This is a genomic window from uncultured Flavobacterium sp., assembly GCF_963925185.1.
Lineage (GTDB): Bacteria > Bacteroidota > Bacteroidia > Flavobacteriales > Flavobacteriaceae > Flavobacterium.
Genome location: NZ_CAWURC010000017.1, coordinates 1 through 22497 on the forward strand (window position 1 = coordinate 1; position 22497 = coordinate 22497).

General features: G+C 34.7%; 21 protein-coding genes and 1 tRNA gene. 13 read left to right on the forward strand and 9 right to left on the reverse strand.

Going from position 1 to position 22497, the window contains the following annotated elements; genetic code table 11:
- Positions 1 to 179: 179 nt before the first annotated feature.
- From AABM59_RS04430 to AABM59_RS04445, 4 genes are all read right to left on the reverse strand, one after another.
- Positions 180 to 1046, reverse strand: a complete 867-nt coding sequence (locus AABM59_RS04430; RefSeq protein WP_338407771.1) for an IS3 family transposase — start codon at positions 1044 to 1046, stop codon at positions 180 to 182.
- Positions 1046 to 1480, reverse strand: coding sequence for a transposase (locus AABM59_RS04435; RefSeq protein ID WP_338407772.1), 435 nt, complete (start codon positions 1478 to 1480; stop codon positions 1046 to 1048). Before AABM59_RS04435 ends, AABM59_RS04430 begins: the two co-directional genes overlap by 1 nt.
- Positions 1481 to 1576: 96 nt before the next feature.
- Positions 1577 to 5248, reverse strand: coding sequence for a phosphoribosylformylglycinamidine synthase (purL, locus tag AABM59_RS04440; RefSeq protein WP_338407791.1), 3672 nt, complete (start codon positions 5246 to 5248; stop codon positions 1577 to 1579).
- An 84-nt stretch (positions 5249 to 5332) separates the two neighbouring features.
- Complete coding sequence (locus AABM59_RS04445) at positions 5333 to 6859, reverse strand: hypothetical protein (protein WP_338407773.1); 1527 nt, start codon at positions 6857 to 6859, stop codon at positions 5333 to 5335.
- A 139-nt stretch (positions 6860 to 6998) separates the two neighbouring features.
- Here AABM59_RS04445 and AABM59_RS04450 point away from each other — a divergent pair, with 139 nt between their 5' ends.
- The 4 genes from AABM59_RS04450 to AABM59_RS04465 all read left to right on the forward strand — a co-directional run bounded on the left by AABM59_RS04450 (position 6999) and on the right by AABM59_RS04465 (position 9412).
- Entirely contained in the window at positions 6999 to 7436 is a 438-nt protein-coding gene (locus tag AABM59_RS04450; protein WP_338407774.1) for a PaaI family thioesterase, read from the forward strand.
- Positions 7436 to 8494 (forward strand): isochorismate synthase, encoded by a 1059-nt coding sequence (locus tag AABM59_RS04455; protein WP_338407775.1) that lies wholly within the window; start codon positions 7436 to 7438, stop codon positions 8492 to 8494. Before AABM59_RS04450 ends, AABM59_RS04455 begins: the two co-directional genes overlap by 1 nt.
- Positions 8495 to 8558: 64 nt before the next feature.
- Entirely contained in the window at positions 8559 to 9275 is a 717-nt protein-coding gene (gene bshB1, locus AABM59_RS04460; protein ID WP_338407776.1) for a bacillithiol biosynthesis deacetylase BshB1, read from the forward strand.
- A gap of 63 nt (positions 9276 to 9338) precedes the next feature.
- A tRNA-His gene (locus tag AABM59_RS04465) sits at positions 9339 to 9412 on the forward strand.
- Positions 9413 to 9516: 104 nt separating this feature from the next.
- Here AABM59_RS04465 and AABM59_RS04470 read toward each other — a convergent pair.
- The 3 genes from AABM59_RS04470 to AABM59_RS04480 all read right to left on the reverse strand — a co-directional run bounded on the left by AABM59_RS04470 (position 9517) and on the right by AABM59_RS04480 (position 13488).
- Complete coding sequence (locus AABM59_RS04470; protein WP_338407777.1) at positions 9517 to 10533, reverse strand: M28 family metallopeptidase; 1017 nt, start codon at positions 10531 to 10533, stop codon at positions 9517 to 9519.
- 275 nt (positions 10534 to 10808) lie between these two features.
- Complete coding sequence (locus AABM59_RS04475) at positions 10809 to 13010, reverse strand: penicillin acylase family protein (RefSeq protein WP_338407778.1); 2202 nt, start codon at positions 13008 to 13010, stop codon at positions 10809 to 10811.
- Between the two features lie 25 nt (positions 13011 to 13035).
- Entirely contained in the window at positions 13036 to 13488 is a 453-nt protein-coding gene (locus AABM59_RS04480) for an Lrp/AsnC ligand binding domain-containing protein (RefSeq protein WP_338407779.1), read from the reverse strand.
- Between the two features lie 147 nt (positions 13489 to 13635).
- Between AABM59_RS04480 and rocD the strand changes: the two genes are divergently transcribed.
- Both rocD and rocF read left to right on the forward strand, forming a co-directional pair.
- A complete protein-coding gene (rocD, locus tag AABM59_RS04485) occupies positions 13636 to 14886 on the forward strand; it encodes an ornithine--oxo-acid transaminase (protein WP_338407780.1) in 1251 nt (416 codons plus the stop codon).
- 10 nt (positions 14887 to 14896) lie between these two features.
- Complete coding sequence (rocF, locus tag AABM59_RS04490) at positions 14897 to 15859, forward strand: arginase (protein WP_338407781.1); 963 nt, start codon at positions 14897 to 14899, stop codon at positions 15857 to 15859.
- Positions 15860 to 16012: 153 nt separating this feature from the next.
- On the opposite strand, the gene AABM59_RS04495 is transcribed toward rocF, so the two are convergent.
- Positions 16013 to 16297 carry a rhodanese-like domain-containing protein gene (locus tag AABM59_RS04495; protein ID WP_338407782.1) on the reverse strand — a complete coding sequence of 95 codons (285 nt, stop codon included), beginning with the start codon at positions 16295 to 16297 and terminating at the stop codon, positions 16013 to 16015.
- Between the two features lie 219 nt (positions 16298 to 16516).
- Between AABM59_RS04495 and AABM59_RS04500 the strand changes: the two genes are divergently transcribed.
- The 7 genes from AABM59_RS04500 (at position 16517) to AABM59_RS04530 (ending at position 20815) form a co-directional block, all read left to right on the forward strand.
- On the forward strand, positions 16517 to 17146 hold the full coding sequence (locus AABM59_RS04500; RefSeq protein ID WP_338407783.1) for a Crp/Fnr family transcriptional regulator: 630 nt from the start codon (positions 16517 to 16519) through the stop codon (positions 17144 to 17146).
- Positions 17147 to 17212: 66 nt separating this feature from the next.
- The gene (locus AABM59_RS04505) at positions 17213 to 18040 is read left to right on the forward strand and encodes a sulfite exporter TauE/SafE family protein (RefSeq protein ID WP_338407784.1); all 828 of its coding nucleotides are present in this window, start codon (positions 17213 to 17215) and stop codon (positions 18038 to 18040) included.
- A 50-nt stretch (positions 18041 to 18090) separates the two neighbouring features.
- Complete coding sequence (locus tag AABM59_RS04510; RefSeq protein ID WP_338407785.1) at positions 18091 to 19503, forward strand: rhodanese-like domain-containing protein; 1413 nt, start codon at positions 18091 to 18093, stop codon at positions 19501 to 19503.
- Position 19504: 1 nt separating this feature from the next.
- Positions 19505 to 19708: a hypothetical protein gene (locus tag AABM59_RS04515; RefSeq protein WP_338407786.1), complete on the forward strand. Its 204-nt coding sequence runs from the start codon at positions 19505 to 19507 to the stop codon at positions 19706 to 19708.
- Positions 19709 to 19738: 30 nt separating this feature from the next.
- Positions 19739 to 19945: a DUF2892 domain-containing protein gene (locus AABM59_RS04520; RefSeq protein ID WP_338407787.1), complete on the forward strand. Its 207-nt coding sequence runs from the start codon at positions 19739 to 19741 to the stop codon at positions 19943 to 19945.
- Complete coding sequence (locus AABM59_RS04525) at positions 19942 to 20247, forward strand: DUF202 domain-containing protein (protein WP_338407788.1); 306 nt, start codon at positions 19942 to 19944, stop codon at positions 20245 to 20247. The genes AABM59_RS04520 and AABM59_RS04525 overlap by 4 nt, the downstream gene beginning before the upstream one ends.
- On the forward strand, positions 20240 to 20815 hold the full coding sequence (locus tag AABM59_RS04530; RefSeq protein WP_338407789.1) for a methyltransferase domain-containing protein: 576 nt from the start codon (positions 20240 to 20242) through the stop codon (positions 20813 to 20815). The genes AABM59_RS04525 and AABM59_RS04530 overlap by 8 nt, the downstream gene beginning before the upstream one ends.
- Positions 20816 to 21141: 326 nt before the next feature.
- On the opposite strand, the gene AABM59_RS04535 is transcribed toward AABM59_RS04530, so the two are convergent.
- Positions 21142 to 22497, reverse strand: a 1356-nt coding sequence (locus AABM59_RS04535; protein WP_338407790.1) for a T9SS type A sorting domain-containing protein, incomplete at its 5' end; no start/stop codon positions are given.

Sequence of the window (22497 nt, forward strand, 5' to 3'; positions counted from 1 at the left end):
GTTTGACGTAAATTGTTCCACCACCAAGTATTGTTTGTTATTGTTTTCATATTTAATTCTTGGCACAAATATATAAATGAAATTTGATTATCCAAACAGAATGAACAAAAAACACTTTTTTTTATAATTTTGACTAGTCCTAAATAATCGATACAGATTATTAGGCAAAAATAGATAAATTAAACAGCATCAAAAACGTTTTTGATGCTGTTTTTAGTTTTATAGGTTTTCATTATTAGTTTAGATTGCTCGTGCATTTGATTTGGCGTTAGCATATGGTTTGATAAATGAGGTCTTTTTTCATTGTATATTGCAACTGTTTCTTTTATTATTTTCTTCATAATTGGAAGTTCTTTATTGTATTTGTCAATATAAAATTCTTGTTTCAAAATTCCATTTATTCTTTCTGCTACTGCATTTTCATATGGATCCGAGTTTTGGGTCATACTGGGCTGAATGTCATTGTTGCTTAGTAGTTTTTGATATTCATTGGCACAATATTGCAATCCTCTATCGGAATGGTGTATCAAAGGTATTCCTTTATTTTTCCTTTGCTTAATAGCTAACTTTAATGCTACTAAACTACTTTGAGTATTTAAGTTATCGGCTACATTGTATCCAACAATTTTTTTAGAATAAGCATCTGTTATTAAACTTAAATAACAAGGTTTTTCTCTTTTCCCAATATAAGTAATATCAGATACCCAGACTTGTTCTGGCTTGTTTATTTGTAAATCCAGCAATTGGTTTTTATACTTTCTAAAGCGATGATGCGAGTTTGTGGTGATGTGATAAGAACGTTTTGGAACTATTAATAAATGATTTGCTCTGAGAATATCAATGAATTTATCTCTTCCTATTTTTAGTGTTTTTAAATCTTCACCTAGCAAATAATATAGCTTTTTAGAGCCAATCCTCGGCATTTGCATCCTAATTTCTAAAACCATATTCACAACCAATTGTGCCTTATCTTGCTTGATAATGCGTCGTTTTATTTTTCGATAATAAACCTGTCTATCTACCCCGAACAAAGTACAGGCAAACATTATTGTTTGTTGTTGTTCTTCTTTAAAATGGTCGATTGTTCGGGTGATGAGTTTTTTCGTATATCGATTTGATATTCTTTTTCTGCAATATCAATCATCATATCAAAAATGATGGCTTTCTTATCGGCAACAAAAGCTTGTTGTTCTAAAAATGTTTTCTGCTTTTCTAGAAGCCTAACTTTTGCTTCTAGTTCCATTATTTTTTGTTCTGGAGATTTTGGCATATTAGATGGTGTTTGATTTTCCCAATCAAAGTTACCAAATTTTCGAAGCCATTCTACAATTGTTGAACGTGCTTGAATTCCATACTTACGACAGGCTTGGTGGGTTGATAAGTTTCCTTGTTCTATTTCTTGAACAATTTGTAATTTAAAAGACATTGTATAGTCTTTTTGCGTGCGCTTTACATAGCGGCTTTCTTGGTTATTTTCCATAACGATGAATTTTGTGTATCGCTATTTCAGGACAAGACAGAATATATAAAAAAAACAGAAGACGTTTATGATTAGGATGTTTTTTGCTTTCTATTTTTAAATCTTGTCTATCCACTTCCTAGCATTCACAAAGGCTTCGTGCCAAGGCGAAACTTCATCGTTCCGGTCTTTAGGATAATGTGCCCAGTTCCACTGGAACGTAGAACGCTCAATGTGTGGCATCATAACTAAATGTCGTCCTGTTGTATCGCATAACATAGCCGTGTTATAATCGGAACCATTAGGATTTGCAGGATATTCTTCGTAACCATATTTCGCTACAATTTGATATTGGTCTTCGGCTAAAGGCAAATTGAATTTTCCTTCTCCGTGTGAAACCCAAACTCCTAGAGTGCTTCCGACCATACTCGACAACATAACTGATTTGTTTTCTTGAATCGTTACCGATGTAAATATACTTTCGTGTTTGTGGCTGTCGTTATGCAACATTTTTCCGTGAACTTCGTGCTCTGGATTTACCAATTCTAATTCCATAAATAATTGGCAACCGTTACAAATTCCAACCGATAAAGTATCTTCTCTTTTGAAGAAATTTTCCAAAGCCATTTTTGCTTTTTCGTTGTATAAAAAGGCTCCAGCCCAACCTTTAGCAGAGCCCAAAACATCCGAATTCGAGAATCCTCCAACAGCACCAATAAACTGAATGTCTTCCAGATTTTCACGTCCAGAAATTAAATCGGTCATGTGAACGTCTTTTACATCAAATCCCGCTAGGTACATTGCGTTTGCCATCTCACGCTCAGAATTACTTCCTTTTTCACGGATAATTGCGGCTTTTGGTCGAGGTTTTGTCTTATCAATAACGGGTAATTTTCCTGCAAAATGAGTTGGGAAAGTATAGTTTAAAGCTTGAGTTGCATAATTATCGAAACGTGCTTGTGCGGTTCCGTTTTTGGCTTGTTTTTGATCCAATAAGAAAGACGTTCTAAACCAAATGTCTCTGTGTTTTTTTATTTCGAAAGTCGAAAGTCCAAGGTCTAAAGTCCCAGTTGTGGTAACGGTACCTAATTTGTAAAAAGAAACACCTTTGTTATTCAATACGTTTTCGACAACGGCATCTTCTTTGGCTTGGAAAACAATTGCAATATTTTCAGAAAATAAGTATTTGATACTATCTTTTTCTTCGAAAACAGAGAAATCTATTTTAGCTCCTAAATTCACATCGGCAAAACACATTTCCAATAAAGTCGTAATCAAACCACCACTTCCTATATCGTGTCCAGCCAAAACTTGGTTGTCCAAAATCAATTCTTGAATGGTATTAAAAGCATTCTTAAAAAAAGCAGCGTCTTTTATAGTTGGTGCTTCGTTTCCAATTGTATTCAAGATTTGTGCAAATGACGAACCGCCCAATTTGAAATCATCTTGAGATAAATTGATATAATAGATTGAACCTCCATCTTTTTGAAGAACGGGTTCTACTACTTTTCGAACATCGGTACAGTTTCCACCCGCCGAAATAATCACCGTTCCCGGTGCAATCACTTCGTCATTTGGATATTTTTGTTTCATCGAAAGCGAATCTTTTCCGGTTGGAATATTGATTCCTAATTCGATTGCGAAATCTGAACAAGCTTTTACAGCTAAATACAAACGAGCATCTTCGCCTTGATTTTTACACGCCCACATCCAGTTTGCTGAAAGTGAAATTCCATCCAATCCATTTTTTATTGGTGCCCAAACAATATTCGACAATGATTCGGCGATGGCGGTTCTTGTTCCTGCCACTGGGTCAATTAAGGAGGCAATAGGAGAATGTCCTATAGAAGTTGCAATTCCTTCTTTTCCTAGATAATCCAAAGCCATTACACCACAATTGTTCAATGGCAATTGCAAAGGTCCGGCACATTGCTGTTTAGCTACTTTTCCACCTACACAACGATCCACTTTGTTTGTCAACCAATCTTTACAAGCAACAGCTTCTAGTTGCAATACTTGTTCTAAATAAGTTGTAATATTTTTTATCGAATATTCTAAATTAGGATAGTTGTAAGTGATGGTTTTATCGGTCATTACCACTTTTGGTGAACTTCCGAAGAAATCTTCAAGAGCGTAATCCATCGGTTTTAAAGCAGTCGATTTCGATTCGAAAGTAAAACGATGATCTGCTGTTACGTCACCCACTTGGTACATTGGAGCCCGCTCTCTATCAGCAATTCGTTGTAAAATATCGATGTCCTTTTTACGAATAACTAATCCCATTCGTTCCTGAGATTCGTTACCAATGATTTCTTTTGCAGAAAGGGTTGGATCTCCAACAGGCAGCTTATCTAAATCAATCAAACCGCCCGTTTCTTCTACTAATTCTGAAAGACAGTTCAAATGTCCACCCGCACCATGATCGTGAATGGAAACAATTGGATTATGGTCACTTTCCACCAAACCACGAATGGCGTTGGCAGCTCGTTTTTGCATTTCAGGGTTCGAACGTTGCACCGCATTCAACTCGATTCCAGAACTCATCGCTCCTGTATCGGCAGAAGAAACAGCCGCTCCACCCATTCCGATTCTATAATTTTCACCACCAAGAATTACGATTTTATCGCCTGCTGAAGGTTTTTGTTTTATGGCTTGATCCAGTTTTCCGTATCCAATTCCGCCCGCTTGCATAATTACTTTGTCGTATCCTAATTTTCTACTCGTCACACTGAGCTCGTCGAAGTGTTCGTGTTCGAAAGTAAGAACAGAACCAGTAATCAACGGTTGTCCAAATTTATTTCCAAAATCAGAAGCTCCGTTGGATGCTTTTATCAAAATATCCATTGGTGTTTGATACAGCCATTTTCTTTCGGCAACAGCATTTTCCCAATTTCTATTTTCTTCTAAACGAGAATACGAAGTCATATAAACAGCAGTTCCTGCTAATGGCAAAGAACCTTGTCCACCAGCCAAACGATCTCGAATTTCTCCTCCAGAACCCGTTGCAGCTCCATTAAAAGGCTCTACGGTGGTTGGAAAATTATGGGTTTCTGCTTTTAAGGAAATAACCGAATCGAATGCTGTTATTTCGTAAAAATCAGGTTTGTCGGCAGTTTTTGGAGCAAATTGTTGCACGCGTGGTCCTTTTACAAATGCCACATTATCTTTATATGCCGAAACAATATCGTTCGGATTTTCAGCAGATGTTTTCTTGATCAGTTTGAATAGGGAAGAAGGCATTTCTTCACCATCAATTACGAATGTTCCGTTAAAAATTTTATGGCGGCAATGCTCCGAATTGGCTTGCGAAAACGCAAAAATTTCAGAATCGGTTAGTTTTCGACCTAACTTAGTTGAGAGATTGTATAAATATTCTACTTCGTCAGGGCTTAATGATAGACCTTCGGATGTGTTATAAGCAGCAATATCATCAATATCTAAAATTGCTTCTGGTTGAATGTGAATTGTGAAAATATCTTGATTTAATTCAGAATATTTTTGGGAAAGCATAGGATCGAAATCCAAAGACCCCTCTGATACTTTATGAAATTCTTCTATTCGAATGATTCCAGAAATGCCCATATTTTGGGTGATTTCAACGGCATTAGTGCTCCAGGGCGTAACCATTGTGGCGCGAGGACCAACAAAAAAATCCGTTAATACGGATTTTTCTATTTTATGGGAGTTGGCAAAAAGCCAGTTGAGTTTTGAAATGTCTTGAGCCGAAAGTAGGTTTTGCGTTTGTACTGCAAATAGGGTCTTGCTTTGGTTTTCAAAGAAATGAATCATTGTAATAATGTAGTTAGTGTTGTTTTGCAAATTTAGTTTAAAAAATTAGCAAGAACAAAGGAAACAATAACAAAGACTTTAAAATTATTTAGGAAACGGCATATTTTGAAATGCACCCAAATCTGGCGGTAAAGTTCTAGTACTTCCTAGTATATCTAAAGGAATTAGATAAGCAGTGTTTCCTTTTCCGAAAGCTGCCGAAGTATCGTCAATATTGAGTTTGTTTTGAGGCATTTTCAAGAATTTAGGGTCTTTATTTTGGATTATTGCGTTATAATGAATTAAGTCTGTATTGAATTGATAAAGAGGATCACTAGTGTATTTGTTTGATGTATTATCAAATTTCAAGAGGCAATTGTTAAATTGATATTCGAATGCGGCTCCCTCTTTTTTATCTAAAATCATTTCATTTGAATAAGAACCATAAATAATGCAATTATTAAATGTTGCTGTTGTTAAGTCTTTTACTTCCGGGATAGCACCTGTATAATAATTATTTATTAAGACCGCCACTTGTTGTGAACTATTCCAATTGTTGTTGAATGTACAATGGGTAAATTTATAGTCTCCACCATAAGCGCAGGCTAAACTAGCTTGTCCTGAATTATTTATGACTAGATTTTCTCCAACAATTTTTCCGGTTTGGGCAAGAATTCCATAATTTGAGGAATTATAGATTTGCGTATTCTTTATTTGAACTTTTGTACCATTGTTATTTTGAATTAACAATCCTATAGTTGCATTTTTAATCGTTAAATGATTAATTGTATGATTAGTACTGCCATCCGTAAGCCAGATTGTTCCCCATTGCCCTGAAACATCAGCAAAATCAGGCTCTAGTCGATCGCCTTCAAAAATAACTTCGTTCTCTAATTTATCAGTTGTAGATAAGGTTCCATTTACATTAATGGAAGCATTTGCTGCCAATATCAAACCTGAATTGGCATGAAAATGGACTCTTGCTCCTGCATCAAAAGTCACCGTTTTTCCTGGTGTAACTGCGGCATAGCCATAAATTACATAGGGTTTTTGGTTTGTAAATTCTAGTTCGTTACCATTTACGGGGTCGTTTTCGTCTAAATAGAAACCATAAATTTCTGCATCTCCAATAGGAAGAGTTTCCACTGTTCCATCGCCAAAACGTTTCGGATAAAGAAAAACGGCATCTTGAATGAGCGTCACTAATTCTACTTTTTGAAGATTTGCGCCACTATCAAATTGAATTTGGTCGGTGTAAAGAAAATCGGTGGAGTTGGCATCTGCAATATTTGCTGTCGTTTCGATAAAAATATACATACTATCTTTCGCCAAAATATTGACATTATCGAATGATTTTCCTTGATTTCCTTGCGTCCCATCAACCGTCATTCTATATCTTGAATTTAAACCTTTGGCTAATTTTATACTTGGAATTGTGATGTCATTTTTGCTGTGATTATAAATCTTTAGAGTGTAAGTGCTTGAGCCAATGTTAGTAAAAACAGTATCTAAGTAGACTGTGTCTTTTGAGAACCCCAAATCACCGGTGCTTGCTACGCTTTCGAAATCAGTTCGACATGAAGAAAGAGAAATAATTATTCCAATAATAAATAGAAAAGAAAACTGACGCATTTCAATAGATTTTTTGTAAAAATAGTAAAAAACTAATAGGATTGAAGAACGATTTTCGATTTAGAATGTATAATTACAAATGTATTTATTATTTTGTCTCTCATCTTTTACATAAATTTACAACTTTAAAACAAATCACATGATTTTCGACAAAGATAAAATCCTAGAACTTTATAATAAGATTTCAAAAAACACCTTGATGGATACCTTGAATATTGAATTTATTGATGTTGGTCCGGATTATTTAGTTGCTAAAATGCCAGTAAATCCCTCGGTTCACCAGCCTATGGGTTTGTTGCACGGCGGAGCTTCGGTAGCTTTAGCCGAAAGTGTAGGAAGTGCGGCGTCGATGTTATTTGTTAATTCTGAACTCAGCGAAATTCGCGGAATCGAAATTTCTGCAAATCACCTGAAAGCAAAACGGGAAGGAATTGTTTACGGAACGGCAAGAATAATTCACAAAGGGCGGAGTATTCATCTTTGGGAAATTAGAATTACCGATGAAAATGACGCTTTGATTTCGGTTTGTAAATTAACCAATATGATTTTACCAAAAAGAAAAACCCAGGATTCATAATGAAAATAATTTTTGATAAAGCGGCAAACCATTTGAAGCAAAATCTTCCTTTTGTGATTTATAAAAACCCAAATGAAGCGAATGTTGTTGGACTTTTTCAGAAAAATGACACTTTATTTTTAGTAAATGATTTTACCGAAAAAGGGTTTGTTTTTGCCTCATTCGATGGTAACCAAACGGTTTTAATTCCTAAAAACCAATCTGAAATAGTTAAAGTTGCGTGGGATAAAAACAAGTTGGATATTCCGGAAAAAGTAGCTGCTTTAGCAAACGAATTGGATAAAAATAATTTTAAAAATTTGGTTGCTAAGGGAATTCAAGCCATCGAAAATCATGAATTTAAAAAAGTAGTTTTGTCCCGAAAGGAAACGGTTGAATTGGTTAATTTTGACTTGGTTTCCGCTTTCGAAAAATTGACTCAGTTGTATCCTTCTGCTTTTGTGTATTGTTTTTTTCATCCAAAAGTTGGAATTTGGCTTGGAGCAACACCGGAACAATTATTAAGAGTGAAAAATAATTCATTTGAAACCATAGCTTTGGCAGGAACTCAAAAAGAGGAGGTTTCAAAAGAGGTAATTTGGAAAATAAAAGAAAAGGAAGAACAGCAATTTGTCACTGATTATATCGTTGCAAAACTGCAAAAAGTGGCTTCGGAACTTTCTGTTTCAAAACCCTACAGTATCAAGGCAGGAAGTATTTGGCATATTAAAACGGATATTTCAGGAATTTTTAATTCAGAATCTAGTATGCAAGAAATAGTTCATTTGTTACATCCTACACCTGCTGTTTGTGGTTTTCCTAAAGAAAAATCGAAATTTTTTATTTTGGAAAATGAAAATTACAAAAGAACTTTTTATACTGGTTATTTGGGAGAATTAAACAGTAGTTTTGCAGAAGATAATGCAAATACTAATTTGTTCGTCAATTTGCGATGCATGGAAATTTGTGATTCTCATGTTCATTTATATATGGGTTGCGGTATCACAAAAGACAGTATTCCTCAGAAAGAGTGGGAGGAAAGCATTAATAAATCGGCGACGATGAGAAAAATTTTGTAAAATGAAATACAGATGAATCTGCATTTATCCGTATTCAAAATTAATACTAACAAAAACCGACAAAATGAAACTAGACATATTAGCATTTGGGGCACATCCAGACGATGTAGAATTAGGTTGTGGTGGAACAATTGCTAAAGAAATAGCATTGGGAAAAAAAGTAGGAATCATCGATTTGACTCGTGGTGAATTAGGAACGCGGGGTTCTGTTGCGATTCGAAATCAAGAATCGGCCAACGCAGCAAAGATTTTAGGAGTTTTAGTTCGTGAAAATCTGGATATGCGCGACGGTTTTTTTGTAAATGATGAATCCCATCAATTGGAAATCATTAAAATGATTCGAAAATACAAACCCGAGATTATCTTGTGCAATGCTATTGATGACCGTCATATCGATCACGGAAAAGGAGGTCAATTAGTTTCGGACTCCTGTTTTTTGTCAGGTTTGATGAAAATTGAAACCGAAATAAATAGAGAGAAACAAGAAGCTTGGCGTCCTAAATTAGTCTATCATTACATACAATGGAAAAACTTAATTCCTGATTTTGTTGTAGACATAACAGGATATAATGATAAAAAAACCGAAGCAATTTTGGCTTACAGTTCACAATTTTACAATCCAAATTCAAATGAACCAGAAACGCTAATTGCTACAAAAAACTTTCTGGAAAGCCTTAGTTATCGCACTCAGGATTTAGGAAGATTAATTGGCACTAATCATGCTGAAGGATTTACTGTGGAAAGATATTTGGCAGTCAATAGTTTAGGCGACTTGATATAATTTTTTGATAATTTTCTTTGTAAAATAAAAAATTTCAAACTATATTTGCACTCGTTAAAAATGGTGGTTGTAGCTCAGCTGGTTAGAGCGCTGGTTTGTGGTGCCGGAGGTCGCCGGTTCGAAACCGGTCATCCACCCAAAATGCAAAAGCTTCGAATAAATTCGAGGCTTTTTTTGTGAATAAAAAAGAGCTTCAAATTTCTTCGAAGCTCTTTTTTATTATAATTGGAGTATTTTAGAACTAATTTCCGCTTTTATCAACTACAGGACGATTTTCTCTGTTTGCTAATTCCCAAGCAATTGCAAATGCTAGTTGGGTTCTTTTAGCCAAAGCGTCGAATTCAATTTTATCAACTTCATCGGAAGCCTTGTGGTAATCAGCATGAACACCGTTAAACAGAAAAACCGAGGGGATTCCATTTTTTGCGAAATTATAATGGTCAGAGCGGTAATAAAAACGGTTAGGATCAGTTCTGTCGTTGAATTTGTAATCGATAAACAGGTTCACATAATTTTTATTAGCGTCTTCGCAGATGTTATATAAATCTGTTGAAAGATAATCAGAGCCAATGAGGTAAACATAATTACTGGAATCGTTGTGAAATTCATCATGACGTCCAATCATATCAATATTGATATCGGTTATGGTATTGGCTAACGGAAACAAAGGATTTTGAGCATAATAGCTAGAACCTAATAATCCGTGTTCTTCACCAGTAACATGAAGAAATAAGATGGAACGTTTTGGACCATAACCTTCTTTTTTGGCAATTTCGAATGCTTGCGCAATTTCAAGTAAAGCAACAGTTCCTGAGCCATCATCGTCAGCACCGTTGTAAATTTCGCCATTTTCTATGCCAATATGATCATAATGAGCCGAAATCACTATGATTTCATCGGGTTTTTCGGAACCTTCAATAAAAGCCCAGATATTCTCAGAATCAGGTAGATTGTCGTTATGTTTGGCATTTAGAAAAGCAGCGGGAACTCTTTGATAATAATTGGTTGCTCCTTTCGGAAACGGAACGTCGTTAGCTTTGTATTGACTGATAAGATAATCTCCTGCTTTCTTTTGTCCTGTTGAACCTGTTTCTCGACCTTCCATTTCATCAGAAGCAACTATATTTAAATGCTTTGACAAATCATTGGAAGTAATGGTATTAATGTATTTTGTAGGATTTATATCGGCAACATTTCCTTTCTGGGAGGAACATGAAATTGTTGTAGCGATTAAAAAAAATAAAATATTTTTTTTCATTTTATGTTTAGTGTAAGTTAATAAAAATATAAAAGGCAAAGAACAACAATATTATTATTAAAATTCATTAATGTCCGATAAAAAATAAAAACGCCTGCTTTTATTTTTTATCGGACATTAATGAAAATATATATAAATACTTTTTCATAACAATATTATTTTACACTAATATCAGAAATAAAAGGGAGAAAAGAAACTCTAAAAAAAAATTACGAGGCTTCCAGTTTTAAAACTCTAGTTAGTAACATTTTTTTAGTAGTAGGTAAAAACCAAAATTATTTCCCGGGATGATAAGTTCTTTCCGCATTTTTTAGAACATCTTCTTTGTAAAATAAAATGTCTTTGAATTGCCCTTTTCGATACATTTCTGCTTGGTCATTAAAGTGCTCGGATATTGGGTCGCCACTGTTTCCGCCCGCAAGTAAAGACTTGGCTTTTATTTTGTCGCCAAATTCCACCACGCAAACAAAACTATTGCCGCTGGATCCATATTTTTTTTTGGTATCTTTTTGATAATTGCTTCTAAAAGAAGGCAAGCAACCCCATATCGAAGAAGTATAACCCATAGGCAAACTTTCTAAAGAATCCTTATAAACAAGGTCAATTGCTCCAGACGGTCTTTGAAAGCGATTGATTTCGCCCCAGGGAATTTGCCATTTGCCAAATTTGGTTTTTAACTCATTAACCACCATTTGCAATTGAGGAAGCAATTGATCGACTGTGGCGTTTTTTGCGAAATTTTTCGTATTTTCAACCTGATCTGATTCGCCTTGGTTGATATATACTTTTTGAATGATTGGGTATAATTTTGTTGCCCATTCGATAGCCAATGTTGTTGCTACTGAATTTTCATTGGAATAATAATCCCAGTTTTTTAATACTGATATTGGTTCGACTAAATCATTGTACAGCGGGTCTCCTGGTTTTATATTTTTATCAAAACTGGCGGTCAGTGGAGGGATCAATACTTCAAAAGCGGTGAGATAAGTGTTGTAGCCATCTTCAATTACTTTGTCTAAAGTATATTTATCTCCTTTGCTTAAAATACGGACTGCATTTAGAGCCCTGAAATTTTCGCCATCTGGTGCTATATAGGAAGGGTAGTTTTCTTTTTTCGGGCTATTGGCACCAGCCACGGAAAAAGGGGTGGAATTGCAGTTCTGCAACCATCCGTTTGCAGGATTGTATGAATGAACGGATTGGGAAACCTCATGCAAGCCTTTCCATTGCGTTGCCGAAGTTGTGCCGTCCATAACTTTTGCCCAATTCAAATTTTTGTCTCGAATAGGGATGAAGTTTCCATGCCAATAGGCTATGTTTCCTTTGCTATCTGCAAAAACAGTGTTATTTGAAGTGTTGGCTTTCAAGTCCATTGCCTTTTTATAATCGTCAAATCCCTTTGACTTTGTTCTTACCCAACTTTGCACCAGACTGTTCATCGATCGGTTATTCGATTTTAGACTTATCCATTTCCCGTCCCTCTTAGCCATAATCGGACCATGAATTGTAAAGTAAGTCTTGAATTTTTTACTTTTTAGCTTTCCGTTTTCAGAATAATTTATGGTGATTGCTTTTTCGATGACAGGTAGTAATTTTTTGTCGTATTCGTAAAATAGCTTTTTGTTTTTGGTTACTATTTTCTCGGCATAGATATCGGCTACATCCACGGCTGACGAGGTATGCATCCAACCGCAATTATCATTGAATCCTTGATAAACAAAAAATTGTCCCCAAGTTACGGCACCGTATACATTCAATCCTTCTTCGCTGTGTATTTGCACTTCGGGTCTAAAATAAAAAGTAGTATGCGGATTGATATAAAGTATTGCATTTCCTGAAGCCGTTTTAGAAGGAGCCAAAGCAAAACCATTCGAGCCAGTTTGCATGTCTTTCTCTCTTTCCACGTAAGCTACTTTATCAGTATTATCGGAGTAAAAAGCTTTAAGTTCCCCGGTGGAAAGATCGGCTGTGCTTATGGCGCCAATACTTCCGTCAGTCCAAAGCAAAGGATACCAAGGTTCAAAATGATTTAATAAAGCGGGTTTTACTTCGGGATGATTGTATAAATAGAAGTTGATTCCGTCAGCATAGCCGTTCAATAATTTTTTTAACCAAGGAGCCGCTTTTTTATAGTCGGCTTTTGCCTCATTCACATCAATTAAAAGGCGTGTTTCTAAATCATTATACAAAAACGATTCCCCTTTAATTTCTGACAAACGTCCCATTTTCTCCACGTAATTCATTTCGATACGTTTAAAATCGTCTTCGCATTGGGCATAAAGCATTCCAAATACGGCATCGGCATCTGTCTTGCCGTAAATATGCGGGATTCCCCAATTGTCACGGATAATGGTGACTTCTTGGGCTAATTTTTTGAGTCTATTGATCTCTTTTGTATCCACTTTTTGAGAAATTGCCTGAAAACTGATGCAGAAGAATAGCAATCCTAATTTTATGTAGTTCTTGTAATTTTTCATTTTTTTTTTAGAATATTAGTTTATACTATAGTGAAACATTCCGCTTGAAAGCGCAACCTAACTCCATTATGGAATCGGTTTTTGAAATGCCGGGAATGTTATCTATTTTTTCATAAAGTACCTTGCGCATGTGTTCGTGATTTCGGGCGATGATTTTGATGTAAAGTGTGTATAAACCCGAGATATAGTAACATTCAGTGATTTCAGGAATTTTTTTCAACTCTTCGATAATTCTGCCCGAATCTTGATCTTTATTTAAGGTGATTCCGGTGAAAGCTCCCCAATCGTAACCGATTTTTTTCTCGTTAATTACCGGTTTTATACCCGTGAGTATTCCTTGTTCTATCAGCCTGCTTACACGCTGATGAACCATCGTATTTGATATTTTTAAATTGGCTGCAATTGTCGAATAAGCCATCCGTCCATCTTTTTCCAATTCTTTAATAATATTAGTGTCGAATTCATCTAGTTTTTCCATAATAATATATGTTAAAATAACTTATTTTTTTAATTTAAAATTAAATATGACTTATTTATATCAAATGTAAGTCAAAATTTTTATTTTTTATTGTAAAATAAAATATTTTATTATTTTTGGGATGAAATATTTTTAAACAAAAACAGTATGGAACAAATACATCAAACCCTTTCTTCAAAAGCAGAAGGAATGATAGAAAAAGAGAATAAATATGGGGCCCACAATTACCATCCATTACCTGTTGTTCTCGAAAGAGGAGAAGGTGTTTTTGTTTGGGATATAGACGAAAAAAAATATTTCGATTTCCTTTCTGCATATTCTGCTGTTAACCAAGGACATTGCCACCCAAAAATTGTGAATGCGATGATCAAACAAGCACAAACTTTGACTTTGACTTCTCGTGCTTTTTATAACGATCAATTGGGAAATTATGAAGAATATGTAACTAAATATTTTGGCTTCGATAAAGTGTTACCTATGAATACGGGTGCCGAAGCGGTAGAAACAGCCCTTAAATTGTGCAGAAAATGGGCTTATGAAGTAAAAGGAATTCTCGAAAATCAAGCGCAAATTATAGTTTGTGAGAACAATTTCCACGGAAGAACGACAACTATTATTTCCTTTTCTAATGATGAAAGTGCCCGTAAAAGTTTTGGTCCTTTCACGGCTGGATTTATAAAAATTCCTTATAATGATATTGAAGCATTAGAAAATGTTTTAAAATCGACAACAAATATTGCCGGATTCTTAGTTGAACCTATTCAAGGTGAAGCTGGAGTTTATGTACCTTCCGATGGTTATTTGGCGAAAGCCAAAGCACTTTGCGAACAATACAATGCCTTGTTCATTGCTGACGAAGTGCAAACCGGAATTGCAAGAACCGGAAAGTTATTGGCAGTACATCACGAAAACGTACAACCTGATATTTTAATTCTAGGGAAAGCACTTTCTGGAGGTGTTTATCCCGTTTCGGCAGTTTTGGCCAATAATGAAATTATGAATGTGATTCAACCGGGACAACACGGGTCTACTTTTGGTGGAAACCCTATAGCTGCAGCTGTCGCCATTGCAGCGCTCGAAGTGATTCGAGAAGAAAAATTAGCTGAAAATGCAGAACGTTTGGGAATTATTTTAAGAAAAGGACTCAACGATATTGCCGAAAGGAATTCTTTAATTACCTTAGTTAGAGGAAAAGGATTACTGAATGCTATTGTTATTAATTGCGATGAAGAATCCGATTTGGCTTGGGAAATTTGTATGAAATTTAGTGAATACGGATTATTGGCAAAACCTACGCATGGCAACAAAATTAGATTGGCACCGCCGTTAGTGATTACCGAAAGTCAAATTCATGAATGCCTCGCCATTATAGAAAAGGCGTTGAATGATTTTAGATAATTAAAACCCTATGGAACCAACAATAAAATTAATAAAGAATCGGTCTGACATTGGCGCAGGAACAAGAGGTTCTGATATGGGAGTTGACGCCATAGAAATTGCCGCAATCAATCAAAACAGTGATTATTTTAACCAATTTCCTTTTGAAGATGTCAAAACCCACAACGAATCTGTTTATGATAAGAATCGAAGCACTTTTGCCAAGAGAATTGAGCACGTTGTAGAACAATGTACTCGAGTTTGTAATTCGGTAAAGAAAAATATGGAGTCTAGTTTTTTTCCAATTGTTTTGTCAGGAGATCATTCTTCGGCTTTGGGAACGATTAGCGGGATTAAAGCCGTCTATCCCGAACAAAAATTAGGAGTGATTTGGATAGACGCTCATGCCGATTTGCATTCGCCTTACACTTCGCCTTCGGGAAATATTCACGGAATGCCTTTAGCGGCAGTGATTTCCGATGATAATTTGGATTGTCAAATAAACGAATTGGCTCCTGAAACCCAACACTATTGGGAAGAAATGAAAAATATTGGTATCAAAGGCGCAAAAGTCTTGCCTGAAAACCTAGTGTATTTTGGTGTTCGCGACACTGAAGAAGCCGAAGAAAACCAAATAGAAAAATTAAAAATTAGGAATTATAAAGTAGATGAAGTGCGGTATCGTGGACTCAAAACCTGCGTGAAAGAAGCCTTGGATAAATTATCGAATTGCGATATTTTGTATGTTTCTTTTGATGTAGATGCTATGGATTGCGACTTGATTTCATACGGAACAGGAACGCCAGTTCCTAGAGGTTTTGACCAATATGAAATCATCGCTATTATAGACCAAATTATAGAAACTAGAAAGGTGGTTTGCATCGAATTTGTTGAGGTAAATCCACTTTTAGATAACAAAGGAAATAAAATGGCTGAGACAGCATTTGAGGTCTTGGAGCATATTACCGCTACGATTTTATTGCCAAGGGAATGATGTTATAAAATAATTGTTTTTGAAATAGTATTAAAAACCCTCTTTAAGGTACTGTTTACAGAGGGTTTTATTTATATATAAGATTTAATTATATTAACTATTCATCGGTTTCCAAACCCCACAACCGCCATTAAGATTAACGGAATTGATATTTTAGTTTCTCAATATTCGTTGGGCTAAATACCCTCGTAAACCCACTAGGTAGTAAATTACATATTTTTTGTTTTTATTAAAGAAATCGAAATTTTCTCGTAAAGTATCTACGTTCATATTTATGGAGTTTGGTATAGCGCCATTATCGAATTCTTTTTTGTCTCTAACACCAATGGCAAAAACGACTGCGTCAGTCAGAATTGATTTGCCATTATGGAGCTTCAATTCAATTTCATTGCCCTTGTCTTCGAAAGCTTCAACTCCTCCAATAATAAGTGTTTTCATTTGTTGATTATTAATTCTAGAAAAAATTTCTAAAAACATATTGTAAGGGTTTGTAGCTTTTGTTGCATAGAACCAAATTTTTGAAATTAAAATTTGTATAAACAGAATGATTCTTTAAACAAATCTTAAAATTAAAATAAAAGACAAAGTATTTTTGTTTTGTCTTAAAAGTGAAAAATTTTAGCGAAATTTACGGCTCATAAAAAGGAAAAAGCAATAATGAAAGACTTGCTCAAACAGACTTACGGATATATATTTGAAGATAAATTGATCGATGAAATTAGTCAGGTTTCTTTATTGAGAGACTTCAAGGAAGGTGATATTCTTATTGATTTTGGAGACTCCATTCAAAAAATGCCATTATTGATAACAGGTGCAATCAAAATCTTGCGCGAAGATTTTGATGAAGGGGAATTGTTGTTGTATTTTATCGAAAAAGGAGATACATGTGCGATGACAATGGCATGTTGTATGGGAGAAACGAAGAGTGAAATTAGGGCTGTAGCAGAGACAAATGGCCTGCTGATAATGATTCCAGTCAATAAAATGGAGGAGTGGTTAGGGAAATATAAAAGCTGGAGAAACTATGTTTTTAATAGTTATAATAATCGTTTAAAGGAAATGTTGTCGGCAATTGACAACTTGGCTTTTATGAATATGGATGAACGGTTATGGAATTATCTACATGAAAAATCCAAAATAAATAACTCAAATGAAATTCATAACACACACCAAGAAATTGCGTATGATATGCATACCTCGAGGGTTGTAGTTTCTCGATTATTAAAAGCATTGGAAAACAAGGGGAAAATAAGCTTGAACAGAGCGTCGATAATAATGCTAAACTAGGGAGGTAACATTTGTTACAGAATTAGGCTCTTTAAAAAATTACTTTTGTACTGAAAAACGCAATAAATGGAAATATCTAATATCATAGGTTATATTTTGGCTGTTTTTGTTGGGATGACGCTTGGCATGCTGGGCAGCGGTGGTTCCATACTTTCGGTTCCTATTTTAGTATATATGATGGGAATCGAACCCGCACTGGCTACAGCCTATTCACTATTTGTAATCGGAACAACATCTTTAATTGGAGGTGTTCATAAAGCCAAACAAAAATTAGTCGATTTCAACAAGGTGATTCTATTTGGAATACCTGCAGTGATTTCTGTTTTCATAACTCGAAAATTTATTGTTCCTAGAATCCCGAAAATTATTTTTACCACTGAAAATTTCATTCTGAGTAAGTCTATACTAATTATGATTGTATTTGCTTTTGTAATGATTTTTGCATCGTTTCGAATGATAAAACCTTTTAAGGAAACCACAATTTCGGGTGAGGAAAAACTCAATTATTTTAAAGTAGTTACAATGGGAATTCTCATTGGTCTTATTTCTGGATTTGTTGGAGCTGGAGGTGGGTTTTTAATTGTTCCAACTTTGTTATTTTTTGCAAAAATACCAATGAAAATAGCTGTTGGTACATCGCTTTTTATTGTTTCCTTACAGTCATTAATTGGATTTACAGGTGATATTATGGGGAACCAAATTATCGATTGGGAGTTGTTACAAGTCTTTACTTTAGCATCTATTGCAGGTGTTTTTATCGGAAATTTTATTTCCAGAAAAGTGGATGAAGAAAAACTCAAAACAGGATTTGGTTGGTTTGTTCTTGCGATGGGAATTTACATCATAATTAAAGAGGTTTTCGTATCTTTATATTTTACAAAATATAACTTTTGATACCATAATTGAAAAAAAATTAAATTTAGATTATAATTAGCTCAAAAAAAATGAAAATAGAACAAATTTACACGGGATGTTTAGCGCAAGGGGCTTATTATATAGAAAGTAATGGCGAAGTTGCCATTATTGATCCATTGCGAGAAGTACAGCCTTATGTTAACAAAGCCTCTCTAGATAACGCAAAAATAAAATATATTTTCGAAACCCATTTTCATGCTGATTTTGTTAGTGGTCACGTTACTTTGGCTGAAAAAACTGGAGCTCCTATAATATTTGGACCAACTGCTAATCCTATTTTTGATTCACATATTGCAAAAGATGGTGAAGTTTTCCAATTGGGAAACATTACTATCACTTTATTGCACACTCCCGGACATACGATGGAAAGTTCTTGTTATCTTTTGAAAGACGAAAACGGAAAAGATTACGCGATTTTTAGTGGTGACACCTTGTTTTTAGGAGATGTAGGAAGACCAGATTTAGCCCAAAAAGCAGCTAATATGACTCAAGAAGATTTGGCTGGAATTTTATTCGAAAGTTTGCGAAACAAAATCATGACTTTGGCCGATGATGTTATTGTTTATCCTGCTCATGGTGCAGGAAGTGCTTGCGGAAAAAACTTAAGTAAGGAAACTGTGGGTTCCATTGGCGAACAAAAACAAATGAACTATGCACTTCGTAAAAACATGACCAAAGAGGAATTTATTAATGAAGTTACCGATGGATTATTACCTCCTCCAGCTTATTTTCCAATGAATGTAAAACTCAATAAAGAGGGTTACGAAAACGTAGAAGATATTGTAAAAGAAGCTACTGCTTATGACGCATTTACGTTCGAATTTGTTGCCAACGGAACCGATGCCTTGATATTGGATGTGCGTAATCAAGATGATTTTGCAAAAGGACATATTCCAAAATCTGTTTTCATTGGAATCGACGGTGCATTTGCACCTTGGGTTGGTTCCTTAATTTTAGACATTAAACAACCACTACTTTTGGTTACTCCAAAGGGGAGGGAAGAAGAAACAATTATACGATTGGCAAGGGTAGGTTATGACAATACGATAGGTTATTTGAAAGATGGATTTGACACCTGGAAAAATGCGGGAATGCAATACGACACAGTGAATTCTGTTTCAGCCGAATCGTTAGAAGAAATTATGGAAGAGGATAAAGAAGTTCCAGTTTTTGATGTAAGAAAACCAGGAGAATATTTAGCAGAACATATTTTAGATGTCCATTCAACTCCACTAGATTTCTTGAATGAGCATTTAGCCGAATTTCCAAAAGAGGACACTTTTTATTTACATTGCGCTGGTGGCTATCGTTCTGTGATAGCAGCTTCCATTTTGAAAGCGCGTGGATATCATAATTTAGTTAACGTTTTGGGTGGTTTTGCTGCCATTAAAAAAACCGAAATTAAAACAACTAATTTTGTGTGTCCGTCAACATTGAAATAAGATGAAAGATTTATTATTTACAAATTGGCATTTAATGTGTTGGGCTCGATTGGCTTTTTCCTTGTTTTTATTTGTTTCGGCTTTTACAACTCACGAGTGGTTTTTTATAGCTTTTGCTTTGTTTTTTTTATTCCAGGTTGTTTTTAATTTAGGCTGTGGTCCAAATGGTTGTGCGGTTCCAAATAATAAATATTCAAAAAAATAGTACTATTTTAACCAATTTAATTCAAAAATCATGAAAAAAAATATGGGTTCTACAGATAAAATTTTTCGTATTCTAATTGCCCTTGTAATTGGAGGTTTGTATTATACAGAAATAATTAGCGGAACAACTGCTTTGGTTTTAGGAGCATTTGCTGTCATCTTTTTACTTACAAGTTTTATTAGCTTTTGTCCATTGTATTTACCGTTTGGCATAAATACTAAAAATAAAACGGAATGAAATCAGAAGAGCAAATAAATAAAGATCTTATTTTGAGGGAGCGATTAGCTTTGCAAAGAACAATTTTAGCAAATCAAACTACACTTTTGGCCGTTCTTCGAACTACAATGTATTTTTTTATAGCTGGTTTAAGTGCAAATGCTTTATTAAAGGTTGAACATAGTTCTATTATCGAAATGTCCTTCTTTATTTGTTCTTTCCTGATTCTTTTAGTCGGGATAATAAATTATTTTAAGCATAAAAAAATGATTTCAGAAAACGAAAAGCATATAGGAGATTACAAAATGGATTACTTTGAATAAAGAGTATTGGGATGCTAAATATAAAAACAATGCAACAGGCTGGGATTTAGGCGAAGTTTCCCCGGCAATAAAAACTTATATTGATACTTTAAAAAATAAAAACATAAGTATTTTAATTCCTGGTTGTGGTAATTCGTATGAAGCGGAATATCTTCTAAAATATGATTTTACCAATGTTTCCTTAATTGATATTGCACCAACATTGGTTGAAAATCTTCGTTTGAAATTCAATAACAACCCTAATATTAAAATAGTTTTAGGTGATTTTTTCGAACATGAAGGAAAATATGATTTGATTATAGAACAAACATTTTTCTGTGCTTTGCTTCCAATAATGCGTCTAAATTATGTACTAAAAATGCACCAACTGTTATCCAATAATGGAAAATTAGTTGGTTTGTTGTTTAATAGAATATTTGAAGGAGGTCCACCTTTTGGAGGAAATAAAGAAGAATATAATCAATTTTTTTCATCCCATTTTGATATTTTAAAAATGGAATTAAGCCAAAATTCGATTGCTCCACGAGCCAATAGTGAATTGTTTATTGAACTTCAAAAAAAGGCATAATAAAAAAATCCAAATGCAATTGTATCAATACAACGAAGGGGATTACATTCAACTCGTTAATATAGTTACGATTCCTTCCTTTTGGTGCAACAACACGCTGAATTATAAAACCTTTATGGTTCCTGAAATTTTGCTTTTATTGTTACTATGCTCACGCTATTTTTATCGTCTATGAATGTAGTTTGCGAAAAGGAAATTGGTATGGACCTGCTAACTTTACCCTCATAAAAAGTTAAGTAATAAATAATAAATTCTGATTTGTAATACAAAAAAAAGAGTGATTCATTGAATCACTCTTTTTAATGTGGAATTAATGGTTTGTGCCGTTATTCTTTAACTAATTTTAAAGAGCTAGAACCATTTAGAGTGTTTATTTTTACAAAATACACCCCAGTTTTTAAGCTTGAGGCATCTATTTTTGCTTCGATTGCATTCGGTTTTAATGATAATACATTTCTACCTAAAACATCATACACTTGAATAGAGGATATGTTTGTGTTTTTAGTTGTTACCGTCCAAGTATCTTTTGTTGGGTTAGGGTACGCTTTGAATGAGGCTAAATCAAATTTATTAGTACCCAAGGCACATGCATCACCAACAGTATAATTAAATATTTTCGATCTTACAAGACCTCCAGCGTATGCTGCTCTAAGTGAAAAATTGAGAACAGCTCCAGAAGTTTGTCCAGCAAAAGTATACGTATAAGTCTGTCCTGAAGTATTTGCCATATTTAAAAAGGTGGATGGCTCTATATACAATTGAGGATTAAGCCCTGATTTGTCAGTGTCCAATATTTCAAACGTAACTAATACATTTGTGCCGGTTGTTACGAATGAATAATTATATCCAGTAGAAAACGTTCCTTCAAGAGCTTCAGTAGAGAAACCTGCACAAGGTGTACTTGTATCTACTGAAAAAGATATCGTATAAGTCTTCGTTGTGCTGGCATCATCAGATACGACTACAACGGTAGCGTCACCTGGAAGCGCAGATGCCTGATTTATAGTAGCTGCTGCTAAACTATTGGTTTTTGTTACCGCAGTAATCTGTGGTATAACGGTAGTTCCCTTTGGAAGCACAACAGAATAATTTATTTTTCCAGGAGCAAACCCAGCTACCGTTGTACCGTCAACTTTTAAGTCGCTTAAAGTCGCTACTGTTGAAGCGGCAGGTCTATAAAAATAAACATTGTCAATATACATAGTCACTCCGCCATTAGTAACTGGAACAATCCATTTTAAATGTGCTAAATCTACTCCCGTATAAGTACTAAGATCAATATCATAAGAATTCCATGAATTTTGCGTCTTAGCAAAGGGAACTTCTAGTTCTAATGCAGAGCCGTTAACAGCTTCTAGTTTAATTTTAAATGATGTAAAGTTTGGAGAATAAACATCGAGATGCAACATTGTCATTGAATTCACGTCAAGATTACCCGTACCAGCTTGTATACCAGAATAATTGTGGTTAGTATATTTCATTACAATATTGCCGTCACCTAAAGTTGAACTTGCTATTGTAACTGCACTACCAAATGTGTCAAAAATTACTCCAGGCTCATTTGTGTATTCAGGAGCCACGGGAACAGCAATGCCATTGTATATTGATTTTACATCCCCAACATTTCTTGCCGGAGGATTAGTAGGTCCTGTTGCAAGAGGACAAGGAGCACAAGAACCACC

Coding starts and splice junctions, on each gene's coding strand:
- AABM59_RS04430 (WP_338407771.1), bottom strand. CDS start 1,046: ATGTTTGCCTGTACTTTGTTCGGGGTAGATAGACAGGTTTATTATCGA.
- AABM59_RS04435 (WP_338407772.1), bottom strand. CDS start 1,480: ATGGAAAATAACCAAGAAAGCCGCTATGTAAAGCGCACGCAAAAAGAC.
- purL (WP_338407791.1), bottom strand. CDS start 5,248: ATGATTCATTTCTTTGAAAACCAAAGCAAGACCCTATTTGCAGTACAA.
- AABM59_RS04445 (WP_338407773.1), bottom strand. CDS start 6,859: ATGCGTCAGTTTTCTTTTCTATTTATTATTGGAATAATTATTTCTCTT.
- AABM59_RS04450 (WP_338407774.1), top strand. CDS start 6,999: ATGATTTTCGACAAAGATAAAATCCTAGAACTTTATAATAAGATTTCA.
- AABM59_RS04455 (WP_338407775.1), top strand. CDS start 7,436: ATGAAAATAATTTTTGATAAAGCGGCAAACCATTTGAAGCAAAATCTT.
- bshB1 (WP_338407776.1), top strand. CDS start 8,559: ATGAAACTAGACATATTAGCATTTGGGGCACATCCAGACGATGTAGAA.
- AABM59_RS04470 (WP_338407777.1), bottom strand. CDS start 10,533: ATGAAAAAAAATATTTTATTTTTTTTAATCGCTACAACAATTTCATGT.
- AABM59_RS04475 (WP_338407778.1), bottom strand. CDS start 13,010: ATGAAAAATTACAAGAACTACATAAAATTAGGATTGCTATTCTTCTGC.
- AABM59_RS04480 (WP_338407779.1), bottom strand. CDS start 13,488: ATGGAAAAACTAGATGAATTCGACACTAATATTATTAAAGAATTGGAA.
- rocD (WP_338407780.1), top strand. CDS start 13,636: ATGGAACAAATACATCAAACCCTTTCTTCAAAAGCAGAAGGAATGATA.
- rocF (WP_338407781.1), top strand. CDS start 14,897: ATGGAACCAACAATAAAATTAATAAAGAATCGGTCTGACATTGGCGCA.
- AABM59_RS04495 (WP_338407782.1), bottom strand. CDS start 16,297: ATGAAAACACTTATTATTGGAGGAGTTGAAGCTTTCGAAGACAAGGGC.
- AABM59_RS04500 (WP_338407783.1), top strand. CDS start 16,517: ATGAAAGACTTGCTCAAACAGACTTACGGATATATATTTGAAGATAAA.
- AABM59_RS04505 (WP_338407784.1), top strand. CDS start 17,213: ATGGAAATATCTAATATCATAGGTTATATTTTGGCTGTTTTTGTTGGG.
- AABM59_RS04510 (WP_338407785.1), top strand. CDS start 18,091: ATGAAAATAGAACAAATTTACACGGGATGTTTAGCGCAAGGGGCTTAT.
- AABM59_RS04515 (WP_338407786.1), top strand. CDS start 19,505: ATGAAAGATTTATTATTTACAAATTGGCATTTAATGTGTTGGGCTCGA.
- AABM59_RS04520 (WP_338407787.1), top strand. CDS start 19,739: ATGAAAAAAAATATGGGTTCTACAGATAAAATTTTTCGTATTCTAATT.
- AABM59_RS04525 (WP_338407788.1), top strand. CDS start 19,942: ATGAAATCAGAAGAGCAAATAAATAAAGATCTTATTTTGAGGGAGCGA.